At 73.4% G+C, this 26,131-nt stretch carries 28 protein-coding genes and 1 pseudogene; 21 read left to right on the top strand and 8 right to left on the bottom strand.

The window, feature by feature from the left end; all coding sequences use genetic code 11:
* Positions 1-9: 9 nt before the first annotated feature.
* Positions 10-729, bottom strand: coding sequence for a TetR/AcrR family transcriptional regulator (locus tag B124_RS29990; RefSeq protein WP_496506129.1), 720 nt, complete (start codon positions 727-729; stop codon positions 10-12).
* 145 nt (positions 730-874) lie between these two features.
* On the opposite strand from B124_RS29990, the gene B124_RS29985 reads away from it, so the two are divergent.
* Both B124_RS29985 and B124_RS29980 read left to right on the top strand, forming a co-directional pair.
* On the top strand, positions 875-1,759 hold the full coding sequence (locus B124_RS29985; protein WP_496506128.1) for an MBL fold metallo-hydrolase: 885 nt from the start codon (positions 875-877) through the stop codon (positions 1,757-1,759).
* A gap of 66 nt (positions 1,760-1,825) precedes the next feature.
* Positions 1,826-2,269, top strand: a complete 444-nt coding sequence (locus B124_RS29980) for a carboxymuconolactone decarboxylase family protein (protein WP_496506127.1) — start codon at positions 1,826-1,828, stop codon at positions 2,267-2,269.
* Between the two features lie 121 nt (positions 2,270-2,390).
* On the opposite strand, the gene B124_RS29975 is transcribed toward B124_RS29980, so the two are convergent.
* Positions 2,391-2,864 carry a MarR family winged helix-turn-helix transcriptional regulator gene (locus B124_RS29975; protein WP_496506126.1) on the bottom strand — a complete coding sequence of 158 codons (474 nt, stop codon included), beginning with the start codon at positions 2,862-2,864 and terminating at the stop codon, positions 2,391-2,393.
* A 144-nt stretch (positions 2,865-3,008) separates the two neighbouring features.
* Between B124_RS29975 and B124_RS29970 the strand changes: the two genes are divergently transcribed.
* Together B124_RS29970 and B124_RS29965 are read left to right on the top strand one after the other, a co-directional pair.
* Positions 3,009-3,548 carry a class III extradiol ring-cleavage dioxygenase family protein gene (locus B124_RS29970; RefSeq protein ID WP_496506125.1) on the top strand — a complete coding sequence of 180 codons (540 nt, stop codon included), beginning with the start codon at positions 3,009-3,011 and terminating at the stop codon, positions 3,546-3,548.
* Positions 3,549-3,628: 80 nt separating this feature from the next.
* Entirely contained in the window at positions 3,629-4,564 is a 936-nt protein-coding gene (locus B124_RS29965; RefSeq protein ID WP_496506124.1) for an NADP-dependent oxidoreductase, read from the top strand.
* 206 nt (positions 4,565-4,770) lie between these two features.
* Here B124_RS29965 and B124_RS29960 read toward each other — a convergent pair whose 3' ends face one another.
* Complete coding sequence (locus B124_RS29960) at positions 4,771-5,091, bottom strand: type II toxin-antitoxin system Phd/YefM family antitoxin (protein ID WP_496506123.1); 321 nt, start codon at positions 5,089-5,091, stop codon at positions 4,771-4,773.
* 80 nt (positions 5,092-5,171) lie between these two features.
* Here B124_RS29960 and B124_RS29955 point away from each other — a divergent pair, with 80 nt between their 5' ends.
* The 4 genes from B124_RS29955 to B124_RS29940 all read left to right on the top strand — a co-directional run bounded on the left by B124_RS29955 (position 5,172) and on the right by B124_RS29940 (position 7,594).
* Positions 5,172-5,807, top strand: coding sequence for an ATP-dependent Clp protease proteolytic subunit (locus B124_RS29955; protein ID WP_496506122.1), 636 nt, complete (start codon positions 5,172-5,174; stop codon positions 5,805-5,807).
* A 6-nt stretch (positions 5,808-5,813) separates the two neighbouring features.
* Positions 5,814-6,137, top strand: a complete 324-nt coding sequence (locus B124_RS29950; RefSeq protein ID WP_496506121.1) for a hypothetical protein — start codon at positions 5,814-5,816, stop codon at positions 6,135-6,137.
* A gap of 98 nt (positions 6,138-6,235) precedes the next feature.
* Complete coding sequence (locus B124_RS29945) at positions 6,236-6,913, top strand: GNAT family N-acetyltransferase (RefSeq protein WP_496506120.1); 678 nt, start codon at positions 6,236-6,238, stop codon at positions 6,911-6,913.
* Between the two features lie 30 nt (positions 6,914-6,943).
* The gene (locus B124_RS29940) at positions 6,944-7,594 is read left to right on the top strand and encodes a DUF6328 family protein (protein ID WP_496506119.1); all 651 of its coding nucleotides are present in this window, start codon (positions 6,944-6,946) and stop codon (positions 7,592-7,594) included.
* Between the two features lie 8 nt (positions 7,595-7,602).
* Here B124_RS29940 and B124_RS29935 read toward each other — a convergent pair whose 3' ends face one another.
* Entirely contained in the window at positions 7,603-8,553 is a 951-nt protein-coding gene (locus B124_RS29935) for a serine/threonine dehydratase (RefSeq protein ID WP_496506118.1), read from the bottom strand.
* A 51-nt stretch (positions 8,554-8,604) separates the two neighbouring features.
* Positions 8,605-9,033 (bottom strand): ATP-binding protein, encoded by a 429-nt coding sequence (locus tag B124_RS29930; protein ID WP_496506117.1) that lies wholly within the window; start codon positions 9,031-9,033, stop codon positions 8,605-8,607.
* Between the two features lie 241 nt (positions 9,034-9,274).
* Here B124_RS29930 and B124_RS29925 point away from each other — a divergent pair, with 241 nt between their 5' ends.
* Complete coding sequence (locus B124_RS29925; RefSeq protein WP_496506116.1) at positions 9,275-10,147, top strand: helix-turn-helix domain-containing protein; 873 nt, start codon at positions 9,275-9,277, stop codon at positions 10,145-10,147.
* Positions 10,144-10,407 carry a DUF397 domain-containing protein gene (locus tag B124_RS29920; RefSeq protein ID WP_496506115.1) on the top strand — a complete coding sequence of 88 codons (264 nt, stop codon included), beginning with the start codon at positions 10,144-10,146 and terminating at the stop codon, positions 10,405-10,407. Before B124_RS29925 ends, B124_RS29920 begins: the two co-directional genes overlap by 4 nt.
* Here the strand turns inward: B124_RS29920 and B124_RS29915 are convergent.
* Positions 10,404-11,561 carry an 8-amino-7-oxononanoate synthase gene (locus B124_RS29915; RefSeq protein WP_496506114.1) on the bottom strand — a complete coding sequence of 386 codons (1,158 nt, stop codon included), beginning with the start codon at positions 11,559-11,561 and terminating at the stop codon, positions 10,404-10,406. The genes B124_RS29920 and B124_RS29915 overlap by 4 nt on opposite strands.
* Positions 11,562-11,706: 145 nt before the next feature.
* Here B124_RS29915 and bioB point away from each other — a divergent pair, with 145 nt between their 5' ends.
* The 11 genes from bioB (at position 11,707) to purB (ending at position 24,567) form a co-directional block, all read left to right on the top strand.
* Positions 11,707-12,852, top strand: coding sequence for a biotin synthase BioB (gene bioB, locus B124_RS29910; RefSeq protein ID WP_496506113.1), 1,146 nt, complete (start codon positions 11,707-11,709; stop codon positions 12,850-12,852).
* The gene (locus B124_RS29905; RefSeq protein WP_496506112.1) at positions 12,845-14,149 is read left to right on the top strand and encodes an adenosylmethionine--8-amino-7-oxononanoate transaminase; all 1,305 of its coding nucleotides are present in this window, start codon (positions 12,845-12,847) and stop codon (positions 14,147-14,149) included. Before bioB ends, B124_RS29905 begins: the two co-directional genes overlap by 8 nt.
* Positions 14,150-14,170: 21 nt before the next feature.
* Positions 14,171-14,917 (top strand): dethiobiotin synthase, encoded by a 747-nt coding sequence (gene bioD / locus B124_RS29900; RefSeq protein WP_496506111.1) that lies wholly within the window; start codon positions 14,171-14,173, stop codon positions 14,915-14,917.
* Between the two features lie 22 nt (positions 14,918-14,939).
* Entirely contained in the window at positions 14,940-15,602 is a 663-nt protein-coding gene (locus tag B124_RS29895) for a class I SAM-dependent methyltransferase (protein WP_496506110.1), read from the top strand.
* Positions 15,603-15,836: 234 nt separating this feature from the next.
* Positions 15,837-16,619 (top strand): ABC transporter ATP-binding protein, encoded by a 783-nt coding sequence (locus B124_RS29890; RefSeq protein ID WP_496506109.1) that lies wholly within the window; start codon positions 15,837-15,839, stop codon positions 16,617-16,619.
* 6 nt (positions 16,620-16,625) lie between these two features.
* The gene (locus B124_RS29885) at positions 16,626-19,211 is read left to right on the top strand and encodes an FtsX-like permease family protein (RefSeq protein ID WP_496506108.1); all 2,586 of its coding nucleotides are present in this window, start codon (positions 16,626-16,628) and stop codon (positions 19,209-19,211) included.
* Positions 19,212-19,281: 70 nt separating this feature from the next.
* On the top strand, positions 19,282-19,719 hold the full coding sequence (locus B124_RS29880) for a GNAT family N-acetyltransferase (RefSeq protein WP_496506107.1): 438 nt from the start codon (positions 19,282-19,284) through the stop codon (positions 19,717-19,719).
* A gap of 57 nt (positions 19,720-19,776) precedes the next feature.
* Positions 19,777-21,198, top strand: coding sequence for a hemolysin family protein (locus tag B124_RS29875; protein WP_496506106.1), 1,422 nt, complete (start codon positions 19,777-19,779; stop codon positions 21,196-21,198).
* On the top strand, positions 21,195-22,208 hold the full coding sequence (locus tag B124_RS29870) for a hemolysin family protein (protein ID WP_496506105.1): 1,014 nt from the start codon (positions 21,195-21,197) through the stop codon (positions 22,206-22,208). The genes B124_RS29875 and B124_RS29870 overlap by 4 nt, the downstream gene beginning before the upstream one ends.
* Before the next feature lie 48 nt (positions 22,209-22,256).
* The gene (locus B124_RS29865) at positions 22,257-23,030 is read left to right on the top strand and encodes an SGNH/GDSL hydrolase family protein (RefSeq protein ID WP_496506104.1); all 774 of its coding nucleotides are present in this window, start codon (positions 22,257-22,259) and stop codon (positions 23,028-23,030) included.
* Between the two features lie 97 nt (positions 23,031-23,127).
* Positions 23,128-24,567, top strand: a complete 1,440-nt coding sequence (gene purB / locus B124_RS29860; protein ID WP_496506103.1) for an adenylosuccinate lyase — start codon at positions 23,128-23,130, stop codon at positions 24,565-24,567.
* Positions 24,568-24,608: 41 nt separating this feature from the next.
* Here the strand turns inward: purB and B124_RS29855 are convergent, their stop codons facing one another.
* Together B124_RS29855 and B124_RS29850 are read right to left on the bottom strand one after the other, a co-directional pair.
* Positions 24,609-25,349: an ABC-2 transporter permease family protein gene (locus B124_RS29855; RefSeq protein WP_496506102.1), complete on the bottom strand. Its 741-nt coding sequence runs from the start codon at positions 25,347-25,349 to the stop codon at positions 24,609-24,611.
* Positions 25,350-25,427: 78 nt separating this feature from the next.
* Positions 25,428-26,096: pseudogene (locus B124_RS29850) on the bottom strand (ABC transporter ATP-binding protein); the annotation flags it as partial.
* Positions 26,097-26,131: the final 35 nt, after the last annotated feature.

Below are 26,131 nucleotides of genomic sequence, written 5' to 3'. Positions count from 1 at the left end.
ACCGGGGTGTTATCGCTGCTGCGCCGCCGTGCCTGCCGACGACTCGTCCACGGCGCTGTCGCCTTGTCCTCTGGTCCGGCGCTCGGTATGCGGAGAGCGCGCTGTCGGCCAGCCCTGGGCGGGGGTGGTCTCGTGCGGCAGGCCGGTGATGACGGCCCGCAGGAGGCGTTCGGTCTGGAGGCCGGCAGTCTCAGGACTGTCGAGGATCATGAGCCCGTCGGCGAGGAGGGTGGCGAGCCCGTGCATTGCCGCCCAGACAGCGAACTCAGCTCCCGGGCGGGCCGCAGGGGCGAAGGCACCGGTGTCGACGAGCCGGTCGAGCTCGGCCTCGATGACGTCGTGCGGATGCGGCGTAATAGCTTCTTCCGGGTCCTGGGCGGCCCCGAATCCGAACGCCAGGCGGGCTATCGCCGGGGCTTCCATGGCCCAGCGCACGTAGGCGCAGCCTGCCGCGACGATCGGCTGCTGGGCGTCGCCGCCCGTACTGACCGCCTGCGCGGCGGCGCTGCTCATGCGCTCCCCGAGTCTCGCGAGCACTCGTACCGACAGCGCGGTGACGAGTGCGTCGCGTGAGGCGAAGTGGTGGTAGGCGGCGCTCGGGCTGACGCCGACGCGGGCCGACGCTTCGCGCAATGACCAGCCAGTAACTCCATGCTCGCTGACCATCGCCTCTGCGGCGTCCAGCAGGGCGTTCCGCAGCTCTCCATGGTGGTATCGACTCTTGGCCATAACCAGATCTTAACAGTGGTCAGATCCGTGGTACGGTGACAGCGTCGAATCTGAACACTGATTAGATTGGAGTGCGGGTATGTCCGGCACCGAAACTTCACCCGGCCCCTCGAACGGCGAGCCGGCAGTGCAGGGTGCGCCCGATGTGAGCACTGGGCCGGCGCCGATCGTGCGCGGTGAACCCGTTCAGGTCACCGACGGCGTCTACGTGATCCCCGATCAGCGGGTGGAGCTTGTCCCCAACGTCGGCATCGTTGTCGGAGAGAAGGCTGTCCTGGTCATCGACACAGGCATGGGCGCGGCCAATGGCGCCTACGTCCTGGAGCAGGCCCGGCGCCTCGCAGGCGATCGGCATCTGTACCTGACGGTCACGCACTTCCACCCCGAGCACGGCTTCGGAGCGCAGGCGTTCAAGGGTGCCACGACGATCGTCTACAACCGCGGGCAGCGCGAGGAACTCCACCGCAAGGGCTCCGGCTACCTCGGCATGTTCCGCGGCTTGGGGACGAACATCGCCGACATACTCGAAGGTGCCGAACTCGTCGACCCCGACCTGGTCTACGACGGTGAAGCCGAGATCGACCTGGGTGGCCGCACGGCGGTGCTGCGCACAGTGGGCCCGGCCCACACCGCTTCCGACCAGGTCGTGCTGGTCGACGGCCGGGTGCTGTTCGCAGGCGACCTCGTCGAGACCCGGATCTTTCCGATCACGCCGTACTTCCCGCCGCACGACACCGACGTCGACCCGATCCGCTGGATCAGCGTGCTCGACGAGCTCATCGCCCTCGGCCCCGAGGTCGTTGTCCCCGGGCACGGCGAGGTCACCGATGTCTCGCTGATCGGCGAAGTCCGCGAGTTCTTGCGGTGCGTCCGTGACCAAGCCGGTCGTCTGAAGGCCGAGGGACTCCCGGCCGAAGAGGCGGCGGCCGCGATCGATGTGGACGCCCGCGCCCGCTGGAAGACCTGGGAGCGGCCCGAGTGGATCAGCTCGGCTGCCCGGGCCTTCTACGACGCAGCCCCCACGGCTTGAGACCTCGGCGCACCTCCAGAACGCCCCACCACGTGGTACCCAGGCCAGTTGAAGGAATCCCACCGCATGAGCACACGCATCGAGCCGGGCGCAGACGACGCCGTGGCATCGGAACCCTTTGGACGAAGAGAGCGCGGCCTCTCGGTCTACGCCGAGATCTTCGACGTGCCCGAGCAGGACGTACCCGCCGCCTTCGCCGTACGGGTCGGGTTGCCGTTCGCTGAAGAGCAATTGCAGGCGGCCGGCGGGGCGGCGTGGGATAACCCGGCTCTCACCCCCCGCGACCGCGATATTGCGGTCATCGCCTCTCTGACCGCCCAAGGAGTCACGGGAGACCGTCTGGTCACCCACCTGCGGCTGGCCAAGGAGCACGGCCTGAACCACGAGGCGCTCACCGCACTGATGGCGCTCCTGGCCATCTACCTCGGATACCCCAGGGCATCCCAAGCCATGGAGACCGTCCACGGACTGGTCACCTGTGACGCACCGGACGACGCCGCTCACCTCTGAAGCGCGTGGCAAGGCTGCGCCACGGCAGGCTCGGCGTCGCCCTCCTCGGCCGCCAGCAAGCCCGGCCAGGGCGTCGGCGGTGCGGCACGACCGGACGGAAGGCCCCGACTGAGGACGGCACTCAGCCTTCTTCGAGTTCCCGGCGCACGGTGGCTGCTATGCGGGTAAGTGCGGTCCCGAGGTGGCGGCGCTGGGCGGCGGTGAGCGGATCGAAGACCAGCCGTTTGACCTGTGCGACGTGTTCCGGTGCGCTCTCGACGAGCTTCTGCCGGCCTGCGTCCGTCAGGGTGGCGAGGGTGTATCGGCCGTCTCCGGGATCGGGTCGGCGGGCGACCCAGTCGCGGGCTTCAAAGCGGTCCATCACCTTCGACAGGCGGGGCTGGGTGCTGTCGCAGTCCCGGGCCAGGTCGCTGAGTCGCATCGTGGTCTCGTCGGCCATGGAGAGCCGGGCCAGAACCCCGTACTCGAAGTTGGAGATACCCGACTGCCGCTGCATCTGACGGTCGAGGGCCGCCGGCAGGGCGATGACGACGGTGAGGAGCGCCTGCCACAGGTCCTGCTGGTCGTCGTCGAGCCAGGATGACTGGGTGTCCATGAGCCCCATCATACTTGCCCGGGCAAGTCGCATCACTTGCCTGAGCAAGCCACATCACTTGCCCAGGCAAGTCATCATCAGCTACCTTTCACTTGCCTGAGCAAGTCACAGCACTTGCCTGGGCATGTGAAGGAGTCCATTTCAATGATCCCCATGAGCGGCCTGGCCTCCCCGGACGGCCCGGCTTCCCCCGTTCCATCCCCTGCTCCGGCCGCGGCGTACGACGACCTTCTGGCCCGGGTTCTGCCACAGGCGCGCCGGCAGCAGGTGTGGAACCCGTCGGACGGTCCTCTGCCTGGCCTTTTCGTCAGCCACGGGGCCCCGTTCACCCTCGACCCGCAGTGGCTGGGCGACCTCTTCGAATGGGCCCAGTCGATGCCCAAACCCCGGGCGGTCGTCGTCATCTCGGCCCACTGGGAACAGGCCCCGGTCGCGATATCCGCGACCGCTGCCGGTACCCCGCTCTTTGACCAGTGGGCTGTCGACGCCCTCGCCCGGGGCGACGCCGACGCACTTGCCGACTACCGCGACAAGGCACCCGGCGCCGCTATCGCCCACCCGACGGCCGAGCACTTCGTCCCGCTGCTGGTCGCCGTCGGTGCCGCCGACGACCCCGGCAGCGCCGTGAGTGCCATCGACCGCATGGTGATGGGCAACTCCACCCGGTCGGTGCAGCTGACCTGAGCACCTTGACGTGCTTCTCGTTCCCGCCCGATCGCCTCACCCCTTGGTGACAGCGTCAGTACATCCTGGAGGAAAGAGCCATGAAGGCAGTACGTTTCCACGAATTCGGCAGCAGCGAGGTCCTCCGCTACGAGGACGTCGACCGTCCGGTTCCCGGCGCCGGGCAGGTACTGGTGCGGGTGGCGGCCACGTCGTTCAACCCGGTCGACGACCACATCCGCGCCGGCGTCCTGGCCGAGATGATCCCGATCTCTCTCCCCTACGTGCCGGGGATCGACCTGGCAGGCACCGTCGAAGCACTCGGCGCGGACGTGACGGGCCTGGCCGTCGGCGACCGTGTCGTGGCGATGCTGCCCCTCGACTCCGCCGGCGGCGCCGCCGAATACGTGCTCGCCCCGGCCGAGTCCCTGGCCCCGGCGCCCCGGACGATCGAGCTGGTCGACGCCGCTGCGCTGCCGCTGACCGGCCTGGCTGCCTGGCAGACGGCATTTGAGCTCGCCGAACTGAGGTCCGGTCAGTCCGTCCTGGTCAACGGGGCAGGGGGCGCGGTGGGCAGCCTCGTGGTGCAGCTCGCCGTTGACGCGGGAGCGCAGGTGACCGCGGTGGACGCGTCACAGCATGCCGACCGCCTTCGGCGTTACGGCGCGCACCGGGTCGCCGGCCCCCTCGACCTCGCCGCGGGCCCCGGCGCCCTGGGCGGTCCGTTCCACGTCGTGGTGAACCACGTGCGCGTCTCACCGGAGGAACTCGCACAGCTGACGGCCTACGTCGCTGACAGCGGGGTCGCCGCGAGCACGGCCGGCCCGATTCCCGAGGATTCCGCCCGGGGGGTACGCAGCGCGAGCCTGTGGGTCCGCAGCGACGGAGCGCAACTGGCCGAACTGGTCGGCAAGGTGGACGCCGGCAAGCTCCGGCTCCACGTCGCCGGGCGCCGCCCGGTAGCAGAGCTGGCTGCCGTACACGAGGACGCCGGCGCCGGGCGGCTGCCCGGCAAGACGGTCGTGCTCGCTCCCTGACCAAGCCCGGCCCGGCGGTCGCGCGTCTCGGCCAGGCCCTGTGCCCCTGGGGCTGTCCACTTTGGTGGACGGCCCCGTCGCCGCCCCGCCCATCGGTGAGTCGACGCGGGAGGGCACCGCGAGATCGTCCACAGGGCCATACCGCTGGAAGGCGCGCCGCAGAGGCAGGCAGCCACAAGATCCGCCGGACAGTGCCCAGGCCGCGGCTAGGCGGAGGGCTGCGAGGGTCCCTCGCTGCTCAGGCGGGAGCCGGGGGTGCGGTGTTCGGCTGCGATGCCGAAGCGGCGTTCGCCCGTGGCAGATCCGGCGGGGTGGACAGGGCGCACCCCGGAGACCGTGGTGATCACCTGCTCCTCGGCCGGCGCGTTCTCCAGATCGTCGAGTTTTTCCAGGTCGGCAGCGGAGACGAGGGCCACGAGGGGCCGGCCGTGGCGCGTGACCACGACCCGCTCGCCGCCGTAGACCACGCGGTTGATCAGGTCGGCCAGTTCTGCGCGAGCTTGCGTCACCGGAATTTCATACGCCATGCTCCCAGCATAACCGGATGTACGTCCTGTACATTTTGCACGGAAGACCATGCAGGCGAGAGGGAGAGGTGCTGACGGCTATGGACACCCCCACGGCGCGCTACGTACTGCCGGAGTTCACCGAGCGGACGAGCAGCGGGGTGCGCACGCAGGATCCGTACTCGAAGCTGCTGGAGGAGCGGATCGTCTTCCTCGGCACCCAGGTCGACGACACGTCGGCGAACGACGTGATGGCCCAGCTCATGCATCTGGAGCACGCAGCACCCGACCAGGACATCTCGCTGTACATCAACTCGCCCGGCGGCTCGTTCACGGCGATGACCGCCATCTACGACACCATGCAGTTCGTCACCAGCGACATCGAGACCGTCTGCCTCGGGCAGGCGGCCTCCGCCGCCGCCGTGCTGCTGGCCGCGGGCACCCCCGGCAAGCGGTACGTGCTGCCCGGGGCGCGGGTGCTCATCCACCAGCCGTCGTTCGCGGAGCCGGTGCGCGGGCAGGCGACCGACCTGGAGATCCACGCACGGGAGCTGTTGCGGCATCGCGCACTGCTGGAGGAGCTGCTCGCCAAGCACTCGGGGACACCGATCGAGCAGATCCGTGAGGACATCGAGCGCGACAAGATCCTCGACGCCCGGGCGGCCATCGCGTACGGGCTGGCCGACCGGCTGACCGAGAGCCGCAAGGGCACGGGCACGCCGCACTACGGGAGGTGACGGACCGTGCTGCCCCCCGAACTGCCGCCGCTGCCCGCGCTCACGCGCGCGGAGGCGGAGGTGATCGACCGCTATCTGGAGGCCGTCGACCAGTTGGGCCGGATCAACCCGGCGCGCGGCGCGGACACGTACGCGGGGTTGCGGGCCGCCCAGGCGCTCGTTGCCACCGCGGTCGGGCTGCGCGACGCGCTGGCGCTGATGCACGAGCGGCGGGAGACCCGGATCCACGCCGCGACGATGGCGCGCGCCCTGCGGGTGCTCGACGGGGAGCGGCGCAGCCGGCTGGTGGCGGTGCCGCCGGGACCGCGGGAGCCCGACGGGGCGCCGTGACGGGAGCGCGGGCGGGTGGCGTGGGCGGGTAGGTTGGCCACGTTCCGCCCGCCGCGCCCCCAGGAGCAGCCGCCATGTGTCCGCAGCCCGGTGATCCCGTGTCCACGACGACGCTCGCGTACGGAACGGGCGGGCCGGACGGCGGCCGGCTCGCCGCGCTGCTGGCCGCCGCCGCCCGCGGCGGCTTCCCGCCGCCGGACGGCGCGCTCACCGTGCTCCCGCAGCCCTCGCCCCGGGACGCGGGCGTCATCGCCTTCACCGGCTGCCACGTCGTCTTCGCCGACGCCGACCCGGCGTGGATACGCACCCTGCTGCCGGCGGACGACCTGTCCGCGCCTCTCAACCCGCCGTTCCTCGGCGCCCTGACCGCCCGCCTCGGCCGCTCCGTGAACAACGTCGACGCCCTCCTGGTCGCCGATCCCCTGCCCGGCCCGCCGCCGCTCCCCCTCGCCCCCGACACCGACGGCACCCACCCGCGGCTGCGCCGCGCCCTGCGCCACCGCGACGACGTACGCGCCTGGACCGTCCCCAGCGCCACCGTGCTCCTCGGCCGCGGCGTCGCCGGGCGCTGGGAGGTCGCCGTCGAGGTGGAGCCGGGCGCCCGGGGGCGCGGTCTCGGGCGGCACCTGGCGACGGCGGCCCGGCATCTGGTGCCGCCGGGCGAACCGCTGTGGGCGCAGGTGGCGCCGGGCAACGCGGCGAGCGTACGGGCGTTTCTGGCCGCCGGGTTCCGGCCGGTGGGCGCGGAGGCGCTGCTGGTGGTAGACGAGGAGTAGGGCGGGCGGATCGGGCAACCCGGGAAGGGCATGGAGCGAGACCGGAACGAGGACGGGCGCGGCGCGCCGACGCCGGTGGGCGCGCCTGCGGCGGAGGCGGCGGCGCTCGCTCCGTACGCGCGCCGCGAGACCCCGCTGGAGCGGGCCGACCGCAACTTCGTGGAACTGCTCCAGGAGCTGCGGGTGACGCAGACGGGCGTACAGATCCTCTTCGCCTTCCTGCTGACCCTCGCCTTCACCGAGCGCTTCACCGAGCTGGACGGGCTCCAGCGCGGGACCTACGTGACGACGCTGCTGCTGTCCGTGGCCGCGGCGGTGCTGCTCACCGCCCCCGCGGCGGTGCACCGCGGGCTGTTCCGGCGCCAGGCGAAACGGCGTGTCGTCGACGTCTCCTCGCGGCTGGCGGCGGCGGGTCTTGGCGTGCTGGCGTTCGCGCTGTCCGGCGCTGTGCTGCTCGTGGTGGACGTCGTCCTGGGGCGCGCGGCGGGGCTCGCGGCGGGCGCGTCGGTGCTGGCGTTCATCGCGGCGCTCTGGGCGGTGCTGCCGTGGGGCCTGAGCAGGGGCCTCGCCGCGCGCGCGGCGAGGCAGGACACCGCAGGGCAGGACACCGCGAGGCAGGACCCAGCGGAGCAGGACGCCGCCAAACGGGACCCGGCGAGGCGGGACGAGCGGCGGGGCTGAGCCCGGCGTCAGTACGTGCCCGGGTCGGTGTTCGCGCCGCACAGGACGACGGCCACCCGCTCTCCCGCCCGCGGCTTGTACGCGCCCGTGGTCAGGGCCGCGAGCGCCGTGCCCGCGGCGTGCTCGACGACGAGCCGGTGCTCCTCCCACAGCCGCCGCCGCGCCGCCGTGATGTCGGCGTCGGCGACGAGCACGGAGGTGGTGCCCGGCCGCTGCGCCCAGGCCAGCGCGTCACGCGAGGTACGGGACGCGCCCAGGGAGTCCGCGGCGACGGAGTCGACCGGGACGTCCACCACCTCGCCGGCCGCCAGCGCGGCGTTGAGCGCCCGGCAGTTCTCCGGCTCGACGGCGACGACCCCGATCCCCTGCCGCGCGGCGGCTGCCGCCACCCCCGCGTACAGCCCGCCGCCGCCGACCGCGACCACGACGGTGTCGATGCCGCCGGGCACCGCCGCGGCGATCTCCGGCAGGAGCGTCCCGGCGCCGGCGGAGATCAGCGGGTGGTCGTAGGCGTGCGAGGCGAGTGCACCGGTCTCCGCGGCCATCGCGCGGGACGCGGCCAGCGCCTCGCCGTACGTGCGGCCCGTCAGCCGTACGTCGGCGCCGAGGCCGCGCAGCCGCTCGACCTTGAACTCGGGCGCGGTGGCGGGCAGGAAGACGTGCGCGGGGACACCGTGGCGGGCGGCGGCCCAGGCACAGGCGAGGCCGGCGTTGCCGCCGGAGGCGATGAGCACGCCGGCGTCCGGCATGGTGCCGGCGGCGGCGTGGGCGGCGGTGAAGTTCAGGGCGCCGCGCGCCTTGAAGGAGCCGGTGTGCTGGAGGAACTCGAGTGCGAACCACACCTGGGCGTCCGGTGCCACCTCGGCTCCCGCGGGCGCGACGGCGACCGGGCGGACGCCTCCCGCGATGCGCTGTGCGGCGGCGTGGACGTCCTCGTGGCTGATGGGCTGGTCTGTCATGTCTCCAGGGTGGACCAGCGGGGTCCGCGGGCGCGGCCCGGGGCGGGTGATTCAGAACACCCGGGCCGCCTGCCAGGGCAGGGCGATCCACACCGTCTTGCCGCCGTCCTCCGCCGGGGTCACGGACAGCCGCCCGCCCGACTCCGCGACCAGGCACCGGATGATGACCAGTCCCCGCCCGTTGTCCTGCTGGACGGCGGCCGGCAGCCGGCGCGGCCAGCGCGGGTGGCTGTCGCTGACGCCGACGCGCAACTGCTCCCGTACGAGCAGCATCCGCACGGTGAACGTCGGCGACCGGCCGGCGGTGTGCTGGACGGCGTTCGCGGCCAGCTCGGAGACGACGAGCCGGACGGTGTCCGACGCATCCGTGCCTTCCGGCTGTCCCCATTTCCCGAGAATGTCAGTGACATATTTACGCGCACGCGTGACCGAAGCAGCCTCACTCGGCAGCGTGATGGTTGCTTCCTGCTGGTCTGCCATTGCGACGCCGTCCCTTTCGCACGCGCGTGCCGGACTCCGACGCGTGCCCGGTGAAGTCGAGGACCGCTTCAGGTTGTTGTTCGCGCCACGGTGCCATCGATCGTGCCCACAGCGCGATCCCTCCACCACGTTATGCATATATCTGTCGCTCGAAGCGGTGAACTCTGCCGCGAGAGACTGTATTTGGACGGCAGACTGGCCAGTTGTTACGCGTTCGGCCGAGCGGGCCGGGAGGGGCGTCATGCGCAATGAGCCGGCGGTACGCCGCGCCAAGCTGGGCACGGAGCTGCGCCGGCTGCGCGGCAGGGCCGGGCTGACCAGCGGGAAGGCGGCGGAGCTGGTCGGCTGGCACCAATCGAAGATCAGCCGGATAGAGACGGGCACGTCGGCGGCCAAGGCCGCCGACGTCGCGCGGCTGCTGGACGCGTACGGGGTCACCGACCCCGGGCTGCGGACGCTGCTGGAGACGCTGGCCACGGCCCCGCGCGGCGGTCGCGAGGACCGCTGGTGGAGCGAGTACCGCGAGTTGCTGCCGCCCGCGTACCGCGACTTCATCAGCCTGGAGGCGGAGGCGTCCGCGGTGCGCACGCTGGAGACGTCGGTGGTCCCGGGGCTGCTGCAGACGCGGCGGTACGCGCTGGCGGTGACCCGGGCGGCGGTCGCCGGCGCGGCGGCGCGCGAGGTGGAGTCGCTGGTGGAGGTGCGGATAGCCCGGCAGGCGGTGTTGCGTTCCGCGCGCCCGCTGCACCTGCACGCGGTGCTCGACGAGGCGGTGCTGCGGCGGCACGTGGGCGGGCCGGGCGTGATGGCGGAGCAGTTGCGGCACTTGCGGCGGATGGGCATGCTTCCGCACGTACGCGTCCAGATCCTGCCCTTTTCCGCCGGTGAGCACGTCGGCCTGACCGGGCCTTTCGTTATCTTCTCCTATTCGCGCAGTTCTGATCTCGACGTGGTCGTTGTCGACCATTTGATGAGTAGCCTTCACCTAGAAAGGAAAGAAGACTTACGGGCGTATGTGACTGCCTTTGCTTCGCTGCAGGCAAGCGCCCTTTCGCACGAGGAGTCCATGTCGTTCATAGCCGCGCTCGGCGCGGGTGCAAGGGAGGCACCATGACGCCCATGCCTCGGTACGTCTCCTCCAGTACGGCACTCGACGGCCTTCACTGGCGGCGCAGTTCGCACAGCACGGGGGCGAACAACTGCGTCGAGGCGGCCCATCCCGTGGGGCCGGAATCCGCCGGGCTGCTCGCCGTGCGGGACTCCACCCACGTGGAGGGGCCGGCGCTGCTGTTCCGGGCCGAGGCGTGGCAGGCGTTCGTCGCGGCGGTCAAGGACGGCGAGTTCGCCGGAGGCGCGCGGGTGGCGTACGCCTAACGCGCGCTCACCGGGTCTGCGGGCGCCGTGCGGACGACGGTGTCGACCGCGGTGGCCACCTGCTGTTCCGTCAGGTCCGCGCGGGCGGTCAGGCGCAGCCGCGAGATGCCGTCGGGCACCGACGGCGGGCGGAAGCAGCCGACCGCCACGCCCGCCTCGCGGCACGCCGCCGCCCACGCCACGGCCGCCTCGGGCGCTGGAGCCCGCACCGACACCACCGCGGCGTCGGGGCGTACGGCCGTCAGCCCGGCGGCCGTCACCCCGCCGTGCAGCGCCGCCGCCGCCTGCCGGGCCGCCGCCGCCCGCTGCGGCTCGCGGCGCAGCAGGCGCAGCGCGGCGAGGGCGGCGCCCGCGGCGGCCGGAGCCAGGCCGGTGTCGAAGATGAACGTGCGCGCGGTGTTGACCAGGTGCGCGATCACGCGCGCCGGGCCCAGCACCGCGCCGCCCTGGCTGCCCAGCGCCTTCGACAGCGTGACGGTGGCGACGACGTCATCCGCGCCCGCCAGGCCCGCCGCGTGCGGCGAGCCGCGCCCGCCGGCCCCGAGCACGCCGAGCCCGTGCGCGTCGTCCACCAGCAGCCCGGCCCCGTACGCGCGGCAGACCGCCGCGAGTCCGGGCAGGTCCGCGGCATCGCCGTCGACGGAGAAGACGCCGTCGGAGACCGCCAGCGCGTGCCCGGCGAAGCCGTCGAGCGCCTTGGCCACCGCGTCGGCGTCGGCGTGCGGCACGACGGCGACGTCGGCCCGGGAGAGCCGGCAGCCGTCGATGAGGGAGGCGTGGTTGCCCGCGTCCGAGACCACGAGGGTGCCGCGATCGCTCAAAGCGGTGACGGCGGCGAGGTTTGCGGCGTAACCGGAAGAGAAGACGAGCGCGGCCTCGAAGCCGCAGAAGGCGGCGAGTTCGGCCTCCAGCTCCGCGTGCAGTGCGGTGCTGCCGCTGACGAGCCGGGAGCCGGTGGCGCCCGCGCCCCAGCGGCGGGCCGCCTCCGCCGCGGCGGCGGTGACCTCGGTGTGGCGGGCGAGGCCGAGGTAGTCGTTGCCGCACAGGTCCAGCAGCCGGGCGTCGTGCGCACGGGGGCGCAGGGTGCGTACGAGACCGGCGCGCCGCCGCTCCTCGGCCTGCGCGTCGATCCAGTCGAAGGCGTGTCGGGGCATGCGGTTCCTCGGCTCGGCGGTCTGTTTGTGCACCGTAGTGCGTGCGCGGGCGCGCGGTGGTGTGGCGATGAGCACAGAAGACGTGGACGGCGGTTGTGCGGTACCCCATTGGCCCGGACGGGTGCGGTGGGCGAGGATCGGCGCCATGGACCTGCTTTCGACGCTGGTGGACAAGGGGCTGCGGCGCGAGGCGCCCACCCGTGACGAGGCCCTGGCCGTGCTGCGCACCCCGGACGAGGACGTGCTCGACGTCGTCGCCGCGGCCGGGAAGGTGCGCCGGGAGTTCTTCGGCCGCCGGGTGAAGCTCAACTACCTGGTCAATCTCAAGTCGGGGCTGTGCCCCGAGGACTGTTCGTACTGCTCGCAGCGACTGGGCTCCGAGGCGGGGGTCCTCAAGTACACGTGGCTGAAGGCCGACCAGGCGGCCGAGGCCGCGGCGGCCGGGGTGGCGGGCGGCGCCAAGCGGGTCTGCCTGGTCGCCAGCGGGCGCGGGCCCACGGACCGGGACGTCGACCGGGTCTCGGAGACCATCGCCGCCATCAAGGAGCGGCACGCGGACGTGGAGGTGTGCGCCTGCCTCGGGCTGCTCTCCGACGGCCAGGCGGAGCGGCTGAAGACGGCGGGCGCGGACGCGTACAACCACAACCTCAACACCTCAGAGGCGACCTACGCGGACATCTGCACCACGCACGGCTTCACCGACCGGGTGGAGACCGTGCAACAGGCGCAGGCTGCCGGGCTGTCGGCGTGCTCCGGGCTCATCGCGGGGATGGGCGAGAGCGACGAGGACCTGGTGGACGTGGTCTTCGCGCTGCGCGCGCTGGACCCGGACTCGGTGCCGGTGAACTTCCTGATCCCGTTCGAGGGCACCCCGCTGGCCGGGGAGTGGGCCCTCACGCCGCAGCGCTGTCTGAAGATCCTCGCCATGGTGCGGTTCGTCTGCCCGGACGTGGAGGTACGGCTGGCCGCCGGCCGGGAGATCCACCTGCGCACGCTGCAGCCGCTCGCCCTGCATCTGGCCAACTCGGTCTTCCTGGGCGACTACCTGACCAGCGAGGGGCAGGCGGGCAAGGCGGACCTGGAGATGATCGCGGACGCCGGGTTCGAGGTGGAGGAGGCGGGGACGACGACGCTGCCGCCGCACCGGGCCCAGGCGCCGGTGCCGGACGACGGGACCGCACCGGCCGCCGCGCCCGCGGCCGGGCCGGCGCGGGCGGCGCAGGCGGCGCGTACGGACCTCGTCGCCGTACGCCGCCGCGGAGCCGGCACGGAGCTGCCGCCCAATGCCTGAGCCGCTGCCGCCCCGGCGCCTGCTCGACCTGGACCGCGAGCACGTCTGGCACCCGTACGGGCCCATGCCCGGCCGGCAGGAGCCGCTGGTCGTCGACTCCGCCGACGGCGTACGGCTGCGGCTGGCCGAGCCGGCGTGGGGCGTGGACGAGCTGGTCGACGGGATGTCGTCGTGGTGGTCGGCGATCCACGGCTACCGCCACCCGGCACTCGACGCCGCCGCCCGCGGGCAGTTGGAGCGGATGAGCCACGTGATGTTCGGCGGGCTCACCCACGAGCCGGCGGTGCGGCTCGCGGCGCGGCTGGTGGAGGTCACGCCGGAGCCGCTGCGGCACGTGTTCCTCAGCGACTCGGGCTCGGTGTCGGTCGAGGTCGCGGTCAAGATGTGCCTGCAGTACTGGCGTTCACGCGGCCGGCCGGCCAAGCGCCGGCTGATGACGTGGCGCGGCGGCTACCACGGCGACACCTGGCAGCCGATGTCGGTCTGCGACCCGGAAGGCGGCATGCACGGACTGTGGTCCGGCGTGCTGCCGCAGCAGGTGTTCGCCGGGGTGCCGCCCGCGGGCTTCGACGCGCCGGTGGACGGGGCGTACGAGCGGGAGCTGCGCGGCCTGGTGGCGCGGCACGCGGACGAGCTGGCCGCGGTGATCGTGGAGCCGGTCGTGCAGGGCGCGGGCGGCATGCGCTTCGTCCCGCCCGGCTATCTGCGGGTGCTGCGCGAGGCGTGCGACGCACACGGCGTGCTGCTGGTGTTCGACGAGATCGCCACCGGCTTCGGCCGCACCGGCGCGTTCTTCGCCGCGGACCACGCGGGCGTCGCGCCGGACGTGATGTGCGTCGGCAAGGCGCTGACCGGCGGCTATCTGTCGATGGCCGCGACGCTGTGCACACCCGGCATCGCGGAGGGCCTTTCGGCGGGTGAGGTTCCGGTGCTCGCCCACGGCCCGACGTTCATGGGCAACCCGCTGGCCTCGGCCGTCGCCCTGGCCTCGCTCGACCTGCTGGCCGACGGCGGCTGGCAGCAGGACGTCAAGCGCATCGAGAGCGGACTGCGGGAGGGGCTGGCCGGGGCGGCGGAGCTGCCGGGTGTGGTGGACGTACGGGTCCTGGGCGCCATCGGCGTCGTACAGCTCGACCACCACGCGGACCTGTCCGCCGCCACCCGGGCCGCGGTCGGAGCGGGGGTGTGGCTGCGGCCGTTCCGGGATCTGATCTACACCATGCCGCCGTACGTGACAGGGGACGCCGACATCGCACGCATCTGCACCGCCGTGCGCGCCGCGGCGGCGGCCGGCTGACCGGCGGGAGGGGGCGACGCGATGAGCAGTGTGCTCGTGGTCACCGGCACGTCGACCGGGGTGGGCAAGACGATCGTCACCGCAGCCGTGGCCGCCGCGGCGATGGCGCGGGGCCGCTCGGTGGCCGTGCTCAAGCCGGCGCAGACCGGGGTGGCGCCCGACGAGCCCGGCGACGCGGCCGAGGCGGCGCGCCTGGTTCCGGGCATACAGGCCGTGGAGCTGGCCCGCTTCCCCGAGCCGCTGGCGCCCGCGACGGCGGCCCGCCGCGCGGGGCTGCCGCCGCTGACGGCGGCGGACGCGGCGGGGATGGTGGAGAAGCTGGGGCACGACTACGACCTGGTGCTCGTGGAGGGCGCGGGCGGGCTGCTGGTGCGGCTGGACGACGCGGGCGGCACGCTGGCGGAGGTGGCCCGGCTGGTGGCGGCGCCGGTGCTGGTCGTGGCCACCGCCGGGCTCGGCACGCTCAACGCCACCGAGCTGACCACCGAGGCGCTGCGCCGCCGCGGCCTGGCATGCCCGGGCGCGGTGGTGGGCAGTTGGCCGGCGGCGCCGGACCTGGCGGCCCGGTGCAACCTGGCGGACCTGCCGGCCACGGCGCGGGTGCCGCTGCTGGGCGCCGTGCCGGAGGGCGTCGGCGGGTACGGTCCCGAGGCGTTCGGCGCGGCGGCGCCGGGGTGGCTGGCGCCCGCCCTCGGCGGGCACTGGGACGCGGACGAGTTCCGCGCCCGGCAGGCCCCGGCCGGGTACGAGAGGAGACAATCGCACTGACCCCGCTCTTCTGGAGGCCGGTATGCCGTCACCGCCGCGCGCCGCGAAGGACACCGTGCACCACCCGTACTTCGCGCGCTTCTACGCCCGCCTCAGCGTCACCGCCGACGAGCGCGGCGGCGTCGCCGAGCTGCGCAGGGAACTCCTGACCGGCCTCTCCGGCCGGGTCGTCGAGATCGGCGCGGGCAACGGGCTGAACTTCGCGCACTACCCGGCCGCGGTCTCGGAGGTGGTGGCGATCGAGCCGGAGCGCCACCTGCGGCAGCTCGCCGCGGCGGCGGCGCTGCGCGCGGACGTGCCGGTGGACGTGATGCCGGGGACGGCGGAGGCGCTGCCGCTCGAAAGCGGGTCGTGCGACGCCGCCGTCGCCTCGCTGGTGCTGTGCTCGGTCGCCGACGTGCCGCAGGCGCTCGCCGAGGTGCGCCGGGTGCTGCGGCCGGGCGGGGAACTGCGGTTCTACGAGCACGGGCGGGCCGAGGGGCGGGTGATGCGGGCGGTGCAGCGGGCGGCGGACCGCACGGTGTGGCCGCTGCTGCTCGGCGGCTGCCACTCCGGCCGCGACGTGCTCGGCGAGCTGACCGCCGCCGGCTTCGAGCTCGGCGCCTTCCGGCGGGTGCGGATGCCGGAGAAGGGCCCTCCCACCCCGGCCTCGTACCACGTCCTGGGCACTGCGCTCCGAGGCTGACCACCGCTGCGCCGCGGACAGGAGCAGGCGGTCCTCCCGCGGGAGTAGCGGGTTATCCACAGGTGCCACCCGGGAGGGATGCGCGGGGTTCCGCGGCGGCCTAGTCTCGCTGGCAGGCGGCGCGCTCTGATCGATCGCGCGGCCTGGCAGGTCCCCGCGGGCACGCACGGCGCACGGCGGGGAGACACGAACGCGCGCCCAGCGCCCGGATCACGGCCCGATGGGGGAACGGCATTGTCCACACCGGCGGCAATCGACAGACGCGACGCGGGACCACCGGCCGGGGTCGCGGCCCGGGCCGACGGGCTGACGAAGACGTACGGCAGCGGCGAGACCGCGGTCGTGGCGCTCGACGCGGTGGACGTGGAGATCCAGAGCGCCCGCTTCACGGCGGTCATGGGCCCGTCGGGATCGGGCAAGTCCACGCTGATGCACTGTCTCGCCGGGCTCGACACGGTGACCTCGGGGCGGGTCTGGCTGGGCGACACGGAGATCACCGGCCTGGGCGAGCGGGAGCTGACAAGGCTGCGCCGCGACCGGATCGGGTTCATGTTCCAGTCGTTCAACCTGCTGCCCACGCTGAACGCCCTGGAGAACATCACGTTGCCGATGGACATCGCCGGCCGCAGCCCCGAGCCCGAGTGGCTGGACCGGGTGATCGGCACGCTCGGCCTGCGCGACCGGCTCGGCCACCGGCCCTCGCAGCTCTCCGGCGGCCAGCAGCAGCGGGTCGCGTGCGCGCGGGCGCTGGCCTCCCGGCCCGAGCTGATCTTCGCCGACGAGCCGACGGGCAACCTCGACTCGCGCTCCGGCCTCGAGGTGCTGGGCTTCCTGCGGGAGGCGGTGGACCAGTTGGCGCAGACGGTGGTGATGGTCACCCACGACCCGGGTGCCGCCGCCCACTCCGACCTGGTCCTCTTCCTGGCCGACGGCCGGATCGTGGACGAGATGCCGCAGCCTACGGCCGAGGCGGTGCTGGAGCGCATGAAGCGCTTCGACGGCATCGGGAAGAGCTGAGGCGGCGTGCTCAAGGCGACTCTGCGCAGCTTCTTCGCGCACAAGGGGCGGCTGCTGCTGTCGGCGCTGGCCGTGGTGCTGTCGGTGGCGTTCGTCTCCGGCAGCCTCATCTTCTCCGACACCGTCAGCCGCACGTTCGACCGGCTCTTCGCCTCCACGGCCGCCGACGTCGCGGTCTCCCCGAAGGAGGCGTTCGAGCAGAACCACGGCTTCTCCTCCGGGCTGGTGCCGACGCTGCCCGCGTCGGTCGGCGAGGACGTGGCGAAGGTGCCGGGGGTGCAGGACGTCCACCTCGACGTCGAGGTGGAGAACCTCACCGTCACCGACGCGGAGAACGAGCCGCTCGGCCGGACCACCGGCCCCCCGACGATCGCCAGCAACTGGTACGTCTCCGAGCGCAGCCCGGTGGAGCTGTCGGACGGCCGCGAGCCGGACGGCGCCGGCGAGGCGCTGCTCGACAAGGACACCGCCGACCGCAAGCACGTCGAGATCGGCGACACGCTCAACGTCCTCGCGCAGCCCGGCGCGTTCAAGGTCGAGGTCGTCGGCATCGCGAAGTTCACCACCACCAACCCGGGCGCGACGGTGGTCTATCTCGACACGGCTGCCGCGCAGCGCCAGTTGCTGGAGAACCCCGAGCTCAAGGACATCGCACTGGCCACCTCGGTGTCCGTGGACGCGGCACCGGGGGTGTCGGACGCCGAGCTGAAGAAGCGCGTCAAGCAGGCGCTCGACGGGAAGTACACCGTGCAGACCGCCGACGAGCAGGCGAAGTCGGCGGCGGAGGAGCTGGGCACGTTCCTCGACATCATCAAGTACGTGATGCTCGGCTTCGCGGGGATCGCCGTGCTGGTGGGCATCTTCCTGATCGTCAACACGTTCTCGATGCTCATCGCGCAGCGCACCCGCGAGCTGGGCCTGATGCGCGCGCTGGGCGCGGACCGGCGGCAGGTCCGCCGCTCGGTCCTCACCGAGGCCCTGCTGCTCGGGCTGGTGGGCTCCACGCTCGGGCTGCTCAGCGGCATCGGCCTGGCCGCGGGGCTCATCGAGACCATGGGCCTGCTGGGCATGAACCTGGACGCGGCCGAGATGGTGGTGAGCTGGGTCACTCCGGTCTTCGCGTACGCGGTGGGCGTGGGCGTCACGTTCGTCGCGGCGTATCTGCCGGCCCGGCGCGCGGCGCGGGTCTCCCCCATGGCCGCGCTCGCCGATCTGGAGATCTCGGAGGTCGGCCGGCCGATGCGGGTGCGGGCGGTGCTCGGCTCGGTCCTCGGGGTCCTCGGGGCGGTGTCGTTCTACCTGTGCGCCACGGCCGACCGGACCCGGGACTCCGCCGTCTACCTGGTGGGCGGCGTGGTGCTGACGATGCTCGCCGTGGTGGCGGCCGGGCCGCTGCTGGTGCGGCCGGTGATCCGGGTGCTGGGCGGCTGGTTCCCGCGGATCTTCGGCTCCGTGGGCGCCCTCAGCCAGCGCAACGCGCTGCGCAACCCGCGGCGCACCGGTGCGACGGCCGTGGCCCTGATGGTGGGCCTGGCCCTGGTCGGCGGCATGTCGGTGGCCGCCGCCTCGATGACGAAGTCCTTCGACGAGGAGATCGACCGGACGCTGGGCGCCGACTTCCTCGTGCAGAGCGACAACTTCGGCCCGTTCCCCCGCGAGGTCACCGAGCGGGTCAAGGAGGCGGACGGCGTGGGCCTCGTCGTCCGCCAGCGGTTCGCGCCGCTGCGGGTGACCCTGCCCGACGGCGAGAAGACCAGCACCAGCGCCGGAGCCTTCGACAAGGAGCTGGACCAGGTCAGCCGGCTGGAGTATGCCGCGGGGGACACCGGCGCCGCGCTCGCGCCCGGGCACGTGGGCCTGCAGCGGCAGTTCGCGCGCGACCACGGCATTCGTCTCGGCAGCACGCTCCAGGTGCAGTTCCTCAACGGCAAGAAGGCGGAGCTGACCGTCGGCGCGCTCACCAAGCAGGAGACCAGCGGCGGGTTCGGCGCGGCGGGCGGGTTCTTCCTGGGGATGGAGACCCTGGAGGAGTACCTGCCCGGCGGCCAGGAGGCGGTCGTGTTCGTCAACGCCGCCGGCGGCACCGACGTCGACAGGCTGCGGTCGTCGCTGGAGCGCGGGCTTGAGGACTTCCCGCAGGTCAAGGTCCGCGACCAGGCCGACTTCAAGGAGCTGATACGCGAGCAGATCGTCGTCCTGCTCTATCTGGTCTTCGCGCTGCTGGGGCTGGCGATCGTCATCGCGGTGCTGGGTGTGGTGAACACGCTGGCGCTGTCGGTGGTGGAGCGGACCCGGGAGATCGGCCTGCTGCGCGCCATCGGGCTGTCCAGACGCCAGACCCGGCGGATGATCCGGCTGGAGTCCGTCGTGATCGCCGTGTTCGGCGCGCTGCTCGGCCTGGTGCTGGGCCTGGCGTGGGGCGCGGGCGTGCACGAGGTGCTGGCGCTGGAGGGCATGCGCGCCTTCGCGATCGACTGGACGATGCAGCTCGCCGTCGTGATCGGGTCGGTGCTGGTCGGCCTGCTGGCCGCCCTGCTCCCGGCGCTGCGGGCGTCCCGGCTCAATGTCCTGGCGGCCATCGCGCACGAGTGACCACGGCCGGGCGGCAGTGGCCCGGGCCCGAGCCGAATCCGGTCGACGCGGGCAGGCCCGCGGTGATGGGATGCCGGTCATGGACGATCTCCAGATCCGGGCCGCGGAGCCCGCAGACGTGCCGGCCGTACTCGCGTTCTGGAAGGCGGCGGCGGAGGGCACATCCGTCAGCGACGACGAGGCGGGCGTCACGGGGCTGCTGGAGCGCGACCCGGGCGCGCTGCTGCTGGCCGAGCGCGGCGGGGAGCTGGTAGGCACCGTCATCGCCGGGTTCGACGGCTGGCGCTGCCACCTGTACCGGCTCGCCGTGCACCCCGGCCACCGGCGCCGCGGCGTCGGCACGGCGCTGCTGGCCGCGGCGGAGCGGCGGTTCGCCGCCTTCGGCGGCCGGCGTGCGGACGCGATGGTGCTGAACCGCAACGAGCGGGCGCACCGCGCCTGGCAGGCCGGGGGCTACGTACGCCAGGAGCAGTGGAGCCGCTGGGTCAAGCCGCTTGCGGCCGGCTGACCGCGGTCGCCGCGCGACCGCCGCGGCCCTGCGTGATCATGAGACGGAGGTGACCCGATGACGGAAGTGCTGCTGCTGGCCCTGGCCCTGGCACTCTGCCTGGCCTGCGGCGTGTTCGTGGCCGCCGAATTCTCGCTCACGACCGTGGAGCGGGCCGAGCTGGAACGAGCCGTGGACCGCGGCGACCGCGGCGCGGCCGGCGCCCTGCAGGCCGTACGCAGCCTGGCCTTCCAGCTCTCCGGCGCGCAGCTCGGCATCACCGTCACCAACCTCGTCGTCGGCATGCTCGCCGAGCCGTCCATCGCCGCCCTGCTCCGCGACCCGCTGCGCGCGGTGGGCGTCCCCGAGTCGGCCACCTCCAGCGTCGCCCTCGTGCTGGGCACGGCGCTGTCGACCGTCGTGCTGATGGTCGTCGGCGAGCTGGTGCCCAAGAACTGGGCCATCTCCCGCCCGCTGGCGATGGCCAAGCGCGTCGCGGCCTTCCAGAGCACGTTCAGCACCGTCTTCCGCCCGTTCATCCGCCACCTGAACAACACCGCCAACCGGGTGCTGCGGCTGATGGGCCTGGAGCCGGCCGAGGAACTGGCCTCCGCGCGCAGCCCGCAGGAACTGGCCGCGCTGGCCCGGCACTCGGCGAAGAAGGGCTCGCTGGAGGCCGACACCGCCGAGCTGTTCGTCCGTACCCTGGGGCTCGCGGACCTCACCGCGGAGAACGTGATGACGCCCCGGATGCAGGTCGTGGCGCTGGAGGCGGACGCGACCGTCGAGGACGTCGTCAGCGCCTCCCGCGCCACCGGCCTGTCCCGCTTCCCCGTCTACCGCGGCAGCCTGGACACCGTCCTCGGCTACGTGCACGTCAAGGACGTCCTCGGGGTCCCCGCCGACCGCCGCGCCCGCCACCCGCTGACCCGGCTGCTGCGGGACCCGGTGCTGGTGCCCGAGACGCTGCCCGTCGACCATCTGATGGACAGGCTCACGGACAAGCGCTCCATGGCGGTCGTGATCGACGAGTACGGCGGCACCGCCGGTGTGGTCACCATGGAGGACGTCGTGGAGGAGGTCATCGGTCAGGTGCGCGACGAGCACGACCCGCTGGAGACGCCCGACCTGCTGCGCAGCGGCGCGGATCCCGACGGGCGGATGCTCTTCGACGCTGACGGCGGCGTGCGCCCCGACCAACTGGCGGAGATCGGCCTGCGGGTGCCCGAGGGCCCGTACGAGACGCTGGCCGGGCTGGTCGCCACCGAGCTGGGCCGCATCCCCGTCGACGGCGATGCGCTGGACGTCGGGGGCTGGCGGCTGGACGTCGTGGACGCGGCCGGGCGCCGCGCGGCGCGCGTGCTGCTGCACGCCCCGCCGCCGGGCACGGAGCCCGACGGCGACGGCGCGGGCGGCCCCGGCACCGGCGACCCCGGCAGCAAGAGGGAAAGAGGCGGCAGAGGCGGCGGTGCGGCGACCGGGCGGAAGGAGCCCGGATGACGCTCGTCCAGTTGCTCGTCGGCCTGCTGACGCTGGTGCTCAACGCCTTCTTCGTGGGCGCGGAGTTCGCCCTCATCTCGGTGCGGCGCAGCCAGATCGAGCCGTACGCCCAGGACGGCGACCGCCGTGCGCACCGCGTGATCTGGGGCCTGGAGCACGTCTCCACGCTGATGGCGTCGGCGCAGCTCGGCATCACCCTGTGCACGCTGGTCCTCGGCATCGTCGCCGAGCCGGCCATCGCGCACCTGCTGGAGCCGCTCTTCGACGCCGTGGGCATCTCGCACGGGCTGGTGCACCCGATCTCCTTCGCGATCGCGCTGGCCGCGGCGACGTACCTGCACATGCTGCTCGGCGAGATGGTGCCGAAGAACGTGGCGCTGGCCGACCCGGTGCGCTCCGCGCTGCTGCTCGGCCCGCCGCTGGTCGCGCTCACCCGCGCGCTGCGCCCCGTCGTCTTCGCCGTCAACGCCTTCGCCAACGGGCTGCTCGGGCTGCTGCGGGTGCAGACCCGCGACGAGATCGCCGCGTCGTTCTCCGACGACGACCTGGCCCGGATGGTGGCGGACTCCGCGGAGGCGGCGCTGCTCGACGACCGCTCCGCGGAGCGGCTGCGCGACACCCTGGAGCTGGGCCGCCGGCCGGTGGGCGACGTCGTGGTGCCCACCGGGCACGTGGTGACCGCGCCCGTCGGCGTCACCCCTCAGGCGCTGGAGGCCCTGGCCGTGGACTCCGGCTTCTCCCGCTTCCCCGTGGTGGACGACAACGGCCGCATCCTCGGCTATCTGCACGTCAAGGACGCCCTCGGCGCCGCCGACCGGGAGACGCCCTTCCCCCGCACGGCCATGCGCCGCATCGCCCGGGTGCGCGCGAGCGCGCCGCTGGACGACGTGCTGACCGCCATGCGCCGCAGCCGCACCCACCTGGCCGCGGTCACCGGCGCGGAGGACCGGGTGACGGGGCTGGTGACCATGGAGGACGTGCTGCGCGAGCTGGTCGGCCTGGAGTCCTGACCTGCGCCCGGCCGCCGGAGGGGCAGCCCTGGGCGGCGGGTAGGATCGATGGACGTGAATGCCCGTTACACCAGTTTCGTCGCGGTCGGCGACTCCTTCACGGAGGGCATGTCCGACCTGCAGCCCGACGGCGCCTACCGCGGCTGGGCCGACCTCCTCGCGGCCCGCTTCGCGGCTGCGCAGCCCGGTTTCCGGTACGCGAACCTGGCCGTCCGCGGCAAGCTCATCCGCCAGATCCTCGACGAGCAGGTCGACCGGGCCGCCGCCATGGATGCCGACGTCATCACCCTCGTCGGCGGCCTCAACGACGCGATCCGGCCGCGCTGCGACATGGACCGGGTGTGCGGCCTGCTCGAAGAGGCCGTGGCGCGGCTGGCGCCGAGCTGCAAGCAGCTCGTGCTGATGCGCAGCCCGGGGCGCGACGGCCGGGTGCTGGAGCGGGTCAGGCCGCGGATGGAGCGGCTTTTCGCGCACGTGGACGACCTCGCCGCGCGGCACGGCGCGCTGGTCGTCGACCTCTACGGCGCCGATGTGCTCAGCGACGTGCGCCTGTGGGCCGACGACCGGCTGCACCTGACGCCCGAGGGCCACCGCCGGGTCGGCGAGGCCGTGTGGCAGACGCTGGGCGGCGCTCCCGCCTGCGACTGGGCCGGCCCGCTGCCCCCGCCGGGGCCGCAGCCGCCGTGGCTCACCCGCCGGGCCGCGGACGTCCGCTTCGCCCGTACGCACCTGCTGCCGTGGGTGCACCGCCGGCTCACCGGCCGCTCGTCCGGCGACGGCCGCGCGCCGAAGCGCCCGGAGCTGCTGCCGTACGACGCCTGACGCCTGCCCCGCGCGCGGGCGCACCCGCCCGCCCCCGTACGGCCCCCACCGGCCGCCGTCCGCACCCCGCCCGCCCGGCCCCGTAGAATCTCCCCACGTGAACAAGCCGCGCATCCCCAACGTCCTGGCCGCCCGCTACGCCTCCGCTGAGCTGGCCGCCCTCTGGTCCCCCGAGCACAAGGCCGTCCTGGAGCGGCAGTTGTGGCTCGCCGTGCTGCGCGCCCAGCGGGATCTGGGGATCGAGGTGCCCGAGGGCGCCGTCGCCGACTACGAGCGGGTGCTTCAGGACATCGACCTCGCCTCGATCGCCGAGCGCGAGAGGGTCACGCGGCACGATGTGAAGGCCCGTATCGAGGAGTTCAACGCGCTCGCCGGGCACGAGCAGATCCACAAGGGCATGACCTCCCGGGACCTGACCGAGAACGTGGAGCAGCTTCAGGTGCGGCAGTCCCTGGAGCTGGTGCGCGACCGCGCCGTCGCGGTGCTGGCCCGGCTGGGCCGGCTGGCCGGCGAGCACGCCGCGCTGGTGATGGCCGGCCGCTCGCACAACGTCGCCGCGCAGGCCACCACGCTGGGCAAGCGGTTCGCCACCGCCGCTGACGAGCTGCTGACCGCGTACGGCCGCGTGGAGGACCTGCTCGCGCGCTATCCGCTGCGCGGCATCAAGGGCCCCGTCGGCACCGCGCAGGACATGCTCGACCTGCTCGGCGGCGGCACCGAGGGCGCCGCGAAGCTGGCGGAGCTGGAGCGCCGGGTCGCCGGCCACCTCGGCTTCGCCCGCGCCTTCACCTCCGTCGGCCAGGTCTACCCGCGCTCGCTGGACTACGACGTGGTCGCGGCCCTGGTGCAGGTCGCCGCCGCGCCGTCGTCGCTGGCGAAGACGATCCGGCTGATGGCCGGCCACGAGCTGGTCACCGAGGGCTTCAAGCCGGGCCAGGTCGGCTCGTCCGCGATGCCGCACAAGATGAACACCCGCTCCTGCGAGCGCGTGAACGGCCTGATGGTGATCCTGCGCGGGTACGCCTCGATGACCGCGGAGCTGGCGGGCGACACCTGGAACGAGGGCGACGTGTCCTGCTCGGTGGTGCGCCGCGTGGCGCTGCCGGACGCGTTCTTCGCGCTGGACGGGCTGCTGGAGACGTTCCTGACGGTGCTGGACGAGTTCGGCGCCTTCCCGGCGGTGATCGCCCGCGAGCTGGACCGCTATCTGCCGTTCCTGGCCACCACCAAGGTGCTGATGGCGGCGGTACGGGCCGGGGTCGGCCGGGAAGAGGCGCACGAGGTCGTCAAGGAGCACGCGGTCGCCGCGGCCCTGGCGATGCGCGAGCGCGGCGCCGAGCGCAACGAACTCCTCGACCGGCTCGCCGCCGACGACCGCATCCCGCTGGACCGGGCCGGGCTGGAGGCGCTGATGGCCGACCGGCTGTCGTTCACCGGCGCGGCAAAGGAGCAGGTGGCGGCGGTGACGGCACGGGTCGAGGAGGTCGTCAAGCGGCATCCGGAGGCGGCGGGGTACGCGCCCGGGGCGATCCTGTGACGCGGCCCGCCCCGGCCCCGTAGCATTCCTGTGCTCCCCGGCTACGCGTCCCGCCGGCGCAGCGTCCACCAGCCGGCCAGCACCGCGGCCCCCGCCCAGAGGGCGGTGACGGCCAGGCCGGCGAGCGGGGGGACGTCCGTCGGCGGGTCGGCGAAGAGCACCTGCTGCCCGGCGCGGTCCGGCAGGTAGTCCGCGACTCCCGCCGACGATCCGACGCCGAGCACCATCGACACCACCAGCACGAACGGGATCAGGATGCCCAGCACCGCGATGCCGCTGCGCAGCACGGCGGCGAGCCCCGCGGCGAGCAGCGCCATGAGCGTGAGGTAGACGGCGCCGCCCACCACGCCGAGCAGCGCGCCGTCGTCGCCGAGCCCCAGGGCCCGGTCACCGAGCGCGGCGCCGCCGACCAGGAAGGACAGGAGCGTCGTGGGCAGCGCGACGGCGAACGTGAGCCCGCCGACATGGGCGAGCTTGGCGGCGTAGAGCAGTCCGCGCCGGGGCACGGCGGCCAGCGTGGCGCGGATCAGCCCGCTCTGGTACTCGGACGACACCGCGAGCGTGCCGAAGACGATCGCGGCGATCTGACCTGGGCCCACCCCGGTCAGGACGGAGAAGAGCGGGTCGAAGTCGCCGTCGACGGTCTCGGCGCCGCCTTGGACACCGCTGGCGAGGATCCCGAAGCCGGCGGTGACGAGCAGCACGCACGCCAGCGACCACACGGTGCCGCGCAGCGTCGTGATCTTGATCCACTCGGCGCGGAGAACGGCGGTGGCATTCATCTCTCAGACCTCCCCGGTCTCGCTGGTGAACTCCGCCGCGGAGGCGGTCAGCCGGAGGTACGCCTCCTCCAGGCCGGTCTGGCCCTCGACGAACTCCGCCAGCGGCGAGTCGGCGAGCAGCCGGCCGCGGCCGAGCACCACGAGGTGGTCGGCGAACGCCGCGGTCTCCGCCATCAGATGGCTGGAGACGAGCACCGTGCGGCCCTCGCCGGCCAGCTTGCGCAGCAGCCCGCGGATCCACACGATGCCCTCGGGGTCGAGCCCGTTGGACGGCTCGTCGAGCAGCAGCACCGGCGGGTCGCCGAGCAGCGCGGCGGCGATGCCGAGGCGCTGGCGCATGCCCAGCGAGTACGTCCGCACCCGCCGGCCCGCGGCAGACTCGATCCCGGTCAGCCGCAGCACCTCGGTGACGCGGGCGTCCGGCAGGCCGTTGCTCGCGGCCAGCGCACGCAGGTGATCGCGGCCGGAGCGGGAGCCGTGGGCGGCCTGCGCGTCGAGCAGCGCGCCGACGTGGCGCAGCGGGTCGGTCAGCTCCGGGTACGGACGGCCGCCGACGGTGGCGGTGCCGGAGGTGGCCCGGTCCAGGCCGAGGACCAGACGCATGGTGGTGGACTTGCCGGCGCCGTTGGGGCCGAGGAAGCCGGTGACCCGGCCTGGCCGGACGGTGAACGTCACGGCGTCGAGCGCCCGGACGTCCCCGTAGTCCTTGGTCAGTTCGCGGACCTCGATGGCTGTTGGTGCTGTCATACGGGCCACGCTGCCGGCCGGGGCCGTACCGGGTC

The sequence above is a fragment of the Streptomyces sp. CNP082 genome (assembly GCF_059570535.1).
This window is presented reverse-complemented; position numbering and strand designations above follow the sequence as displayed.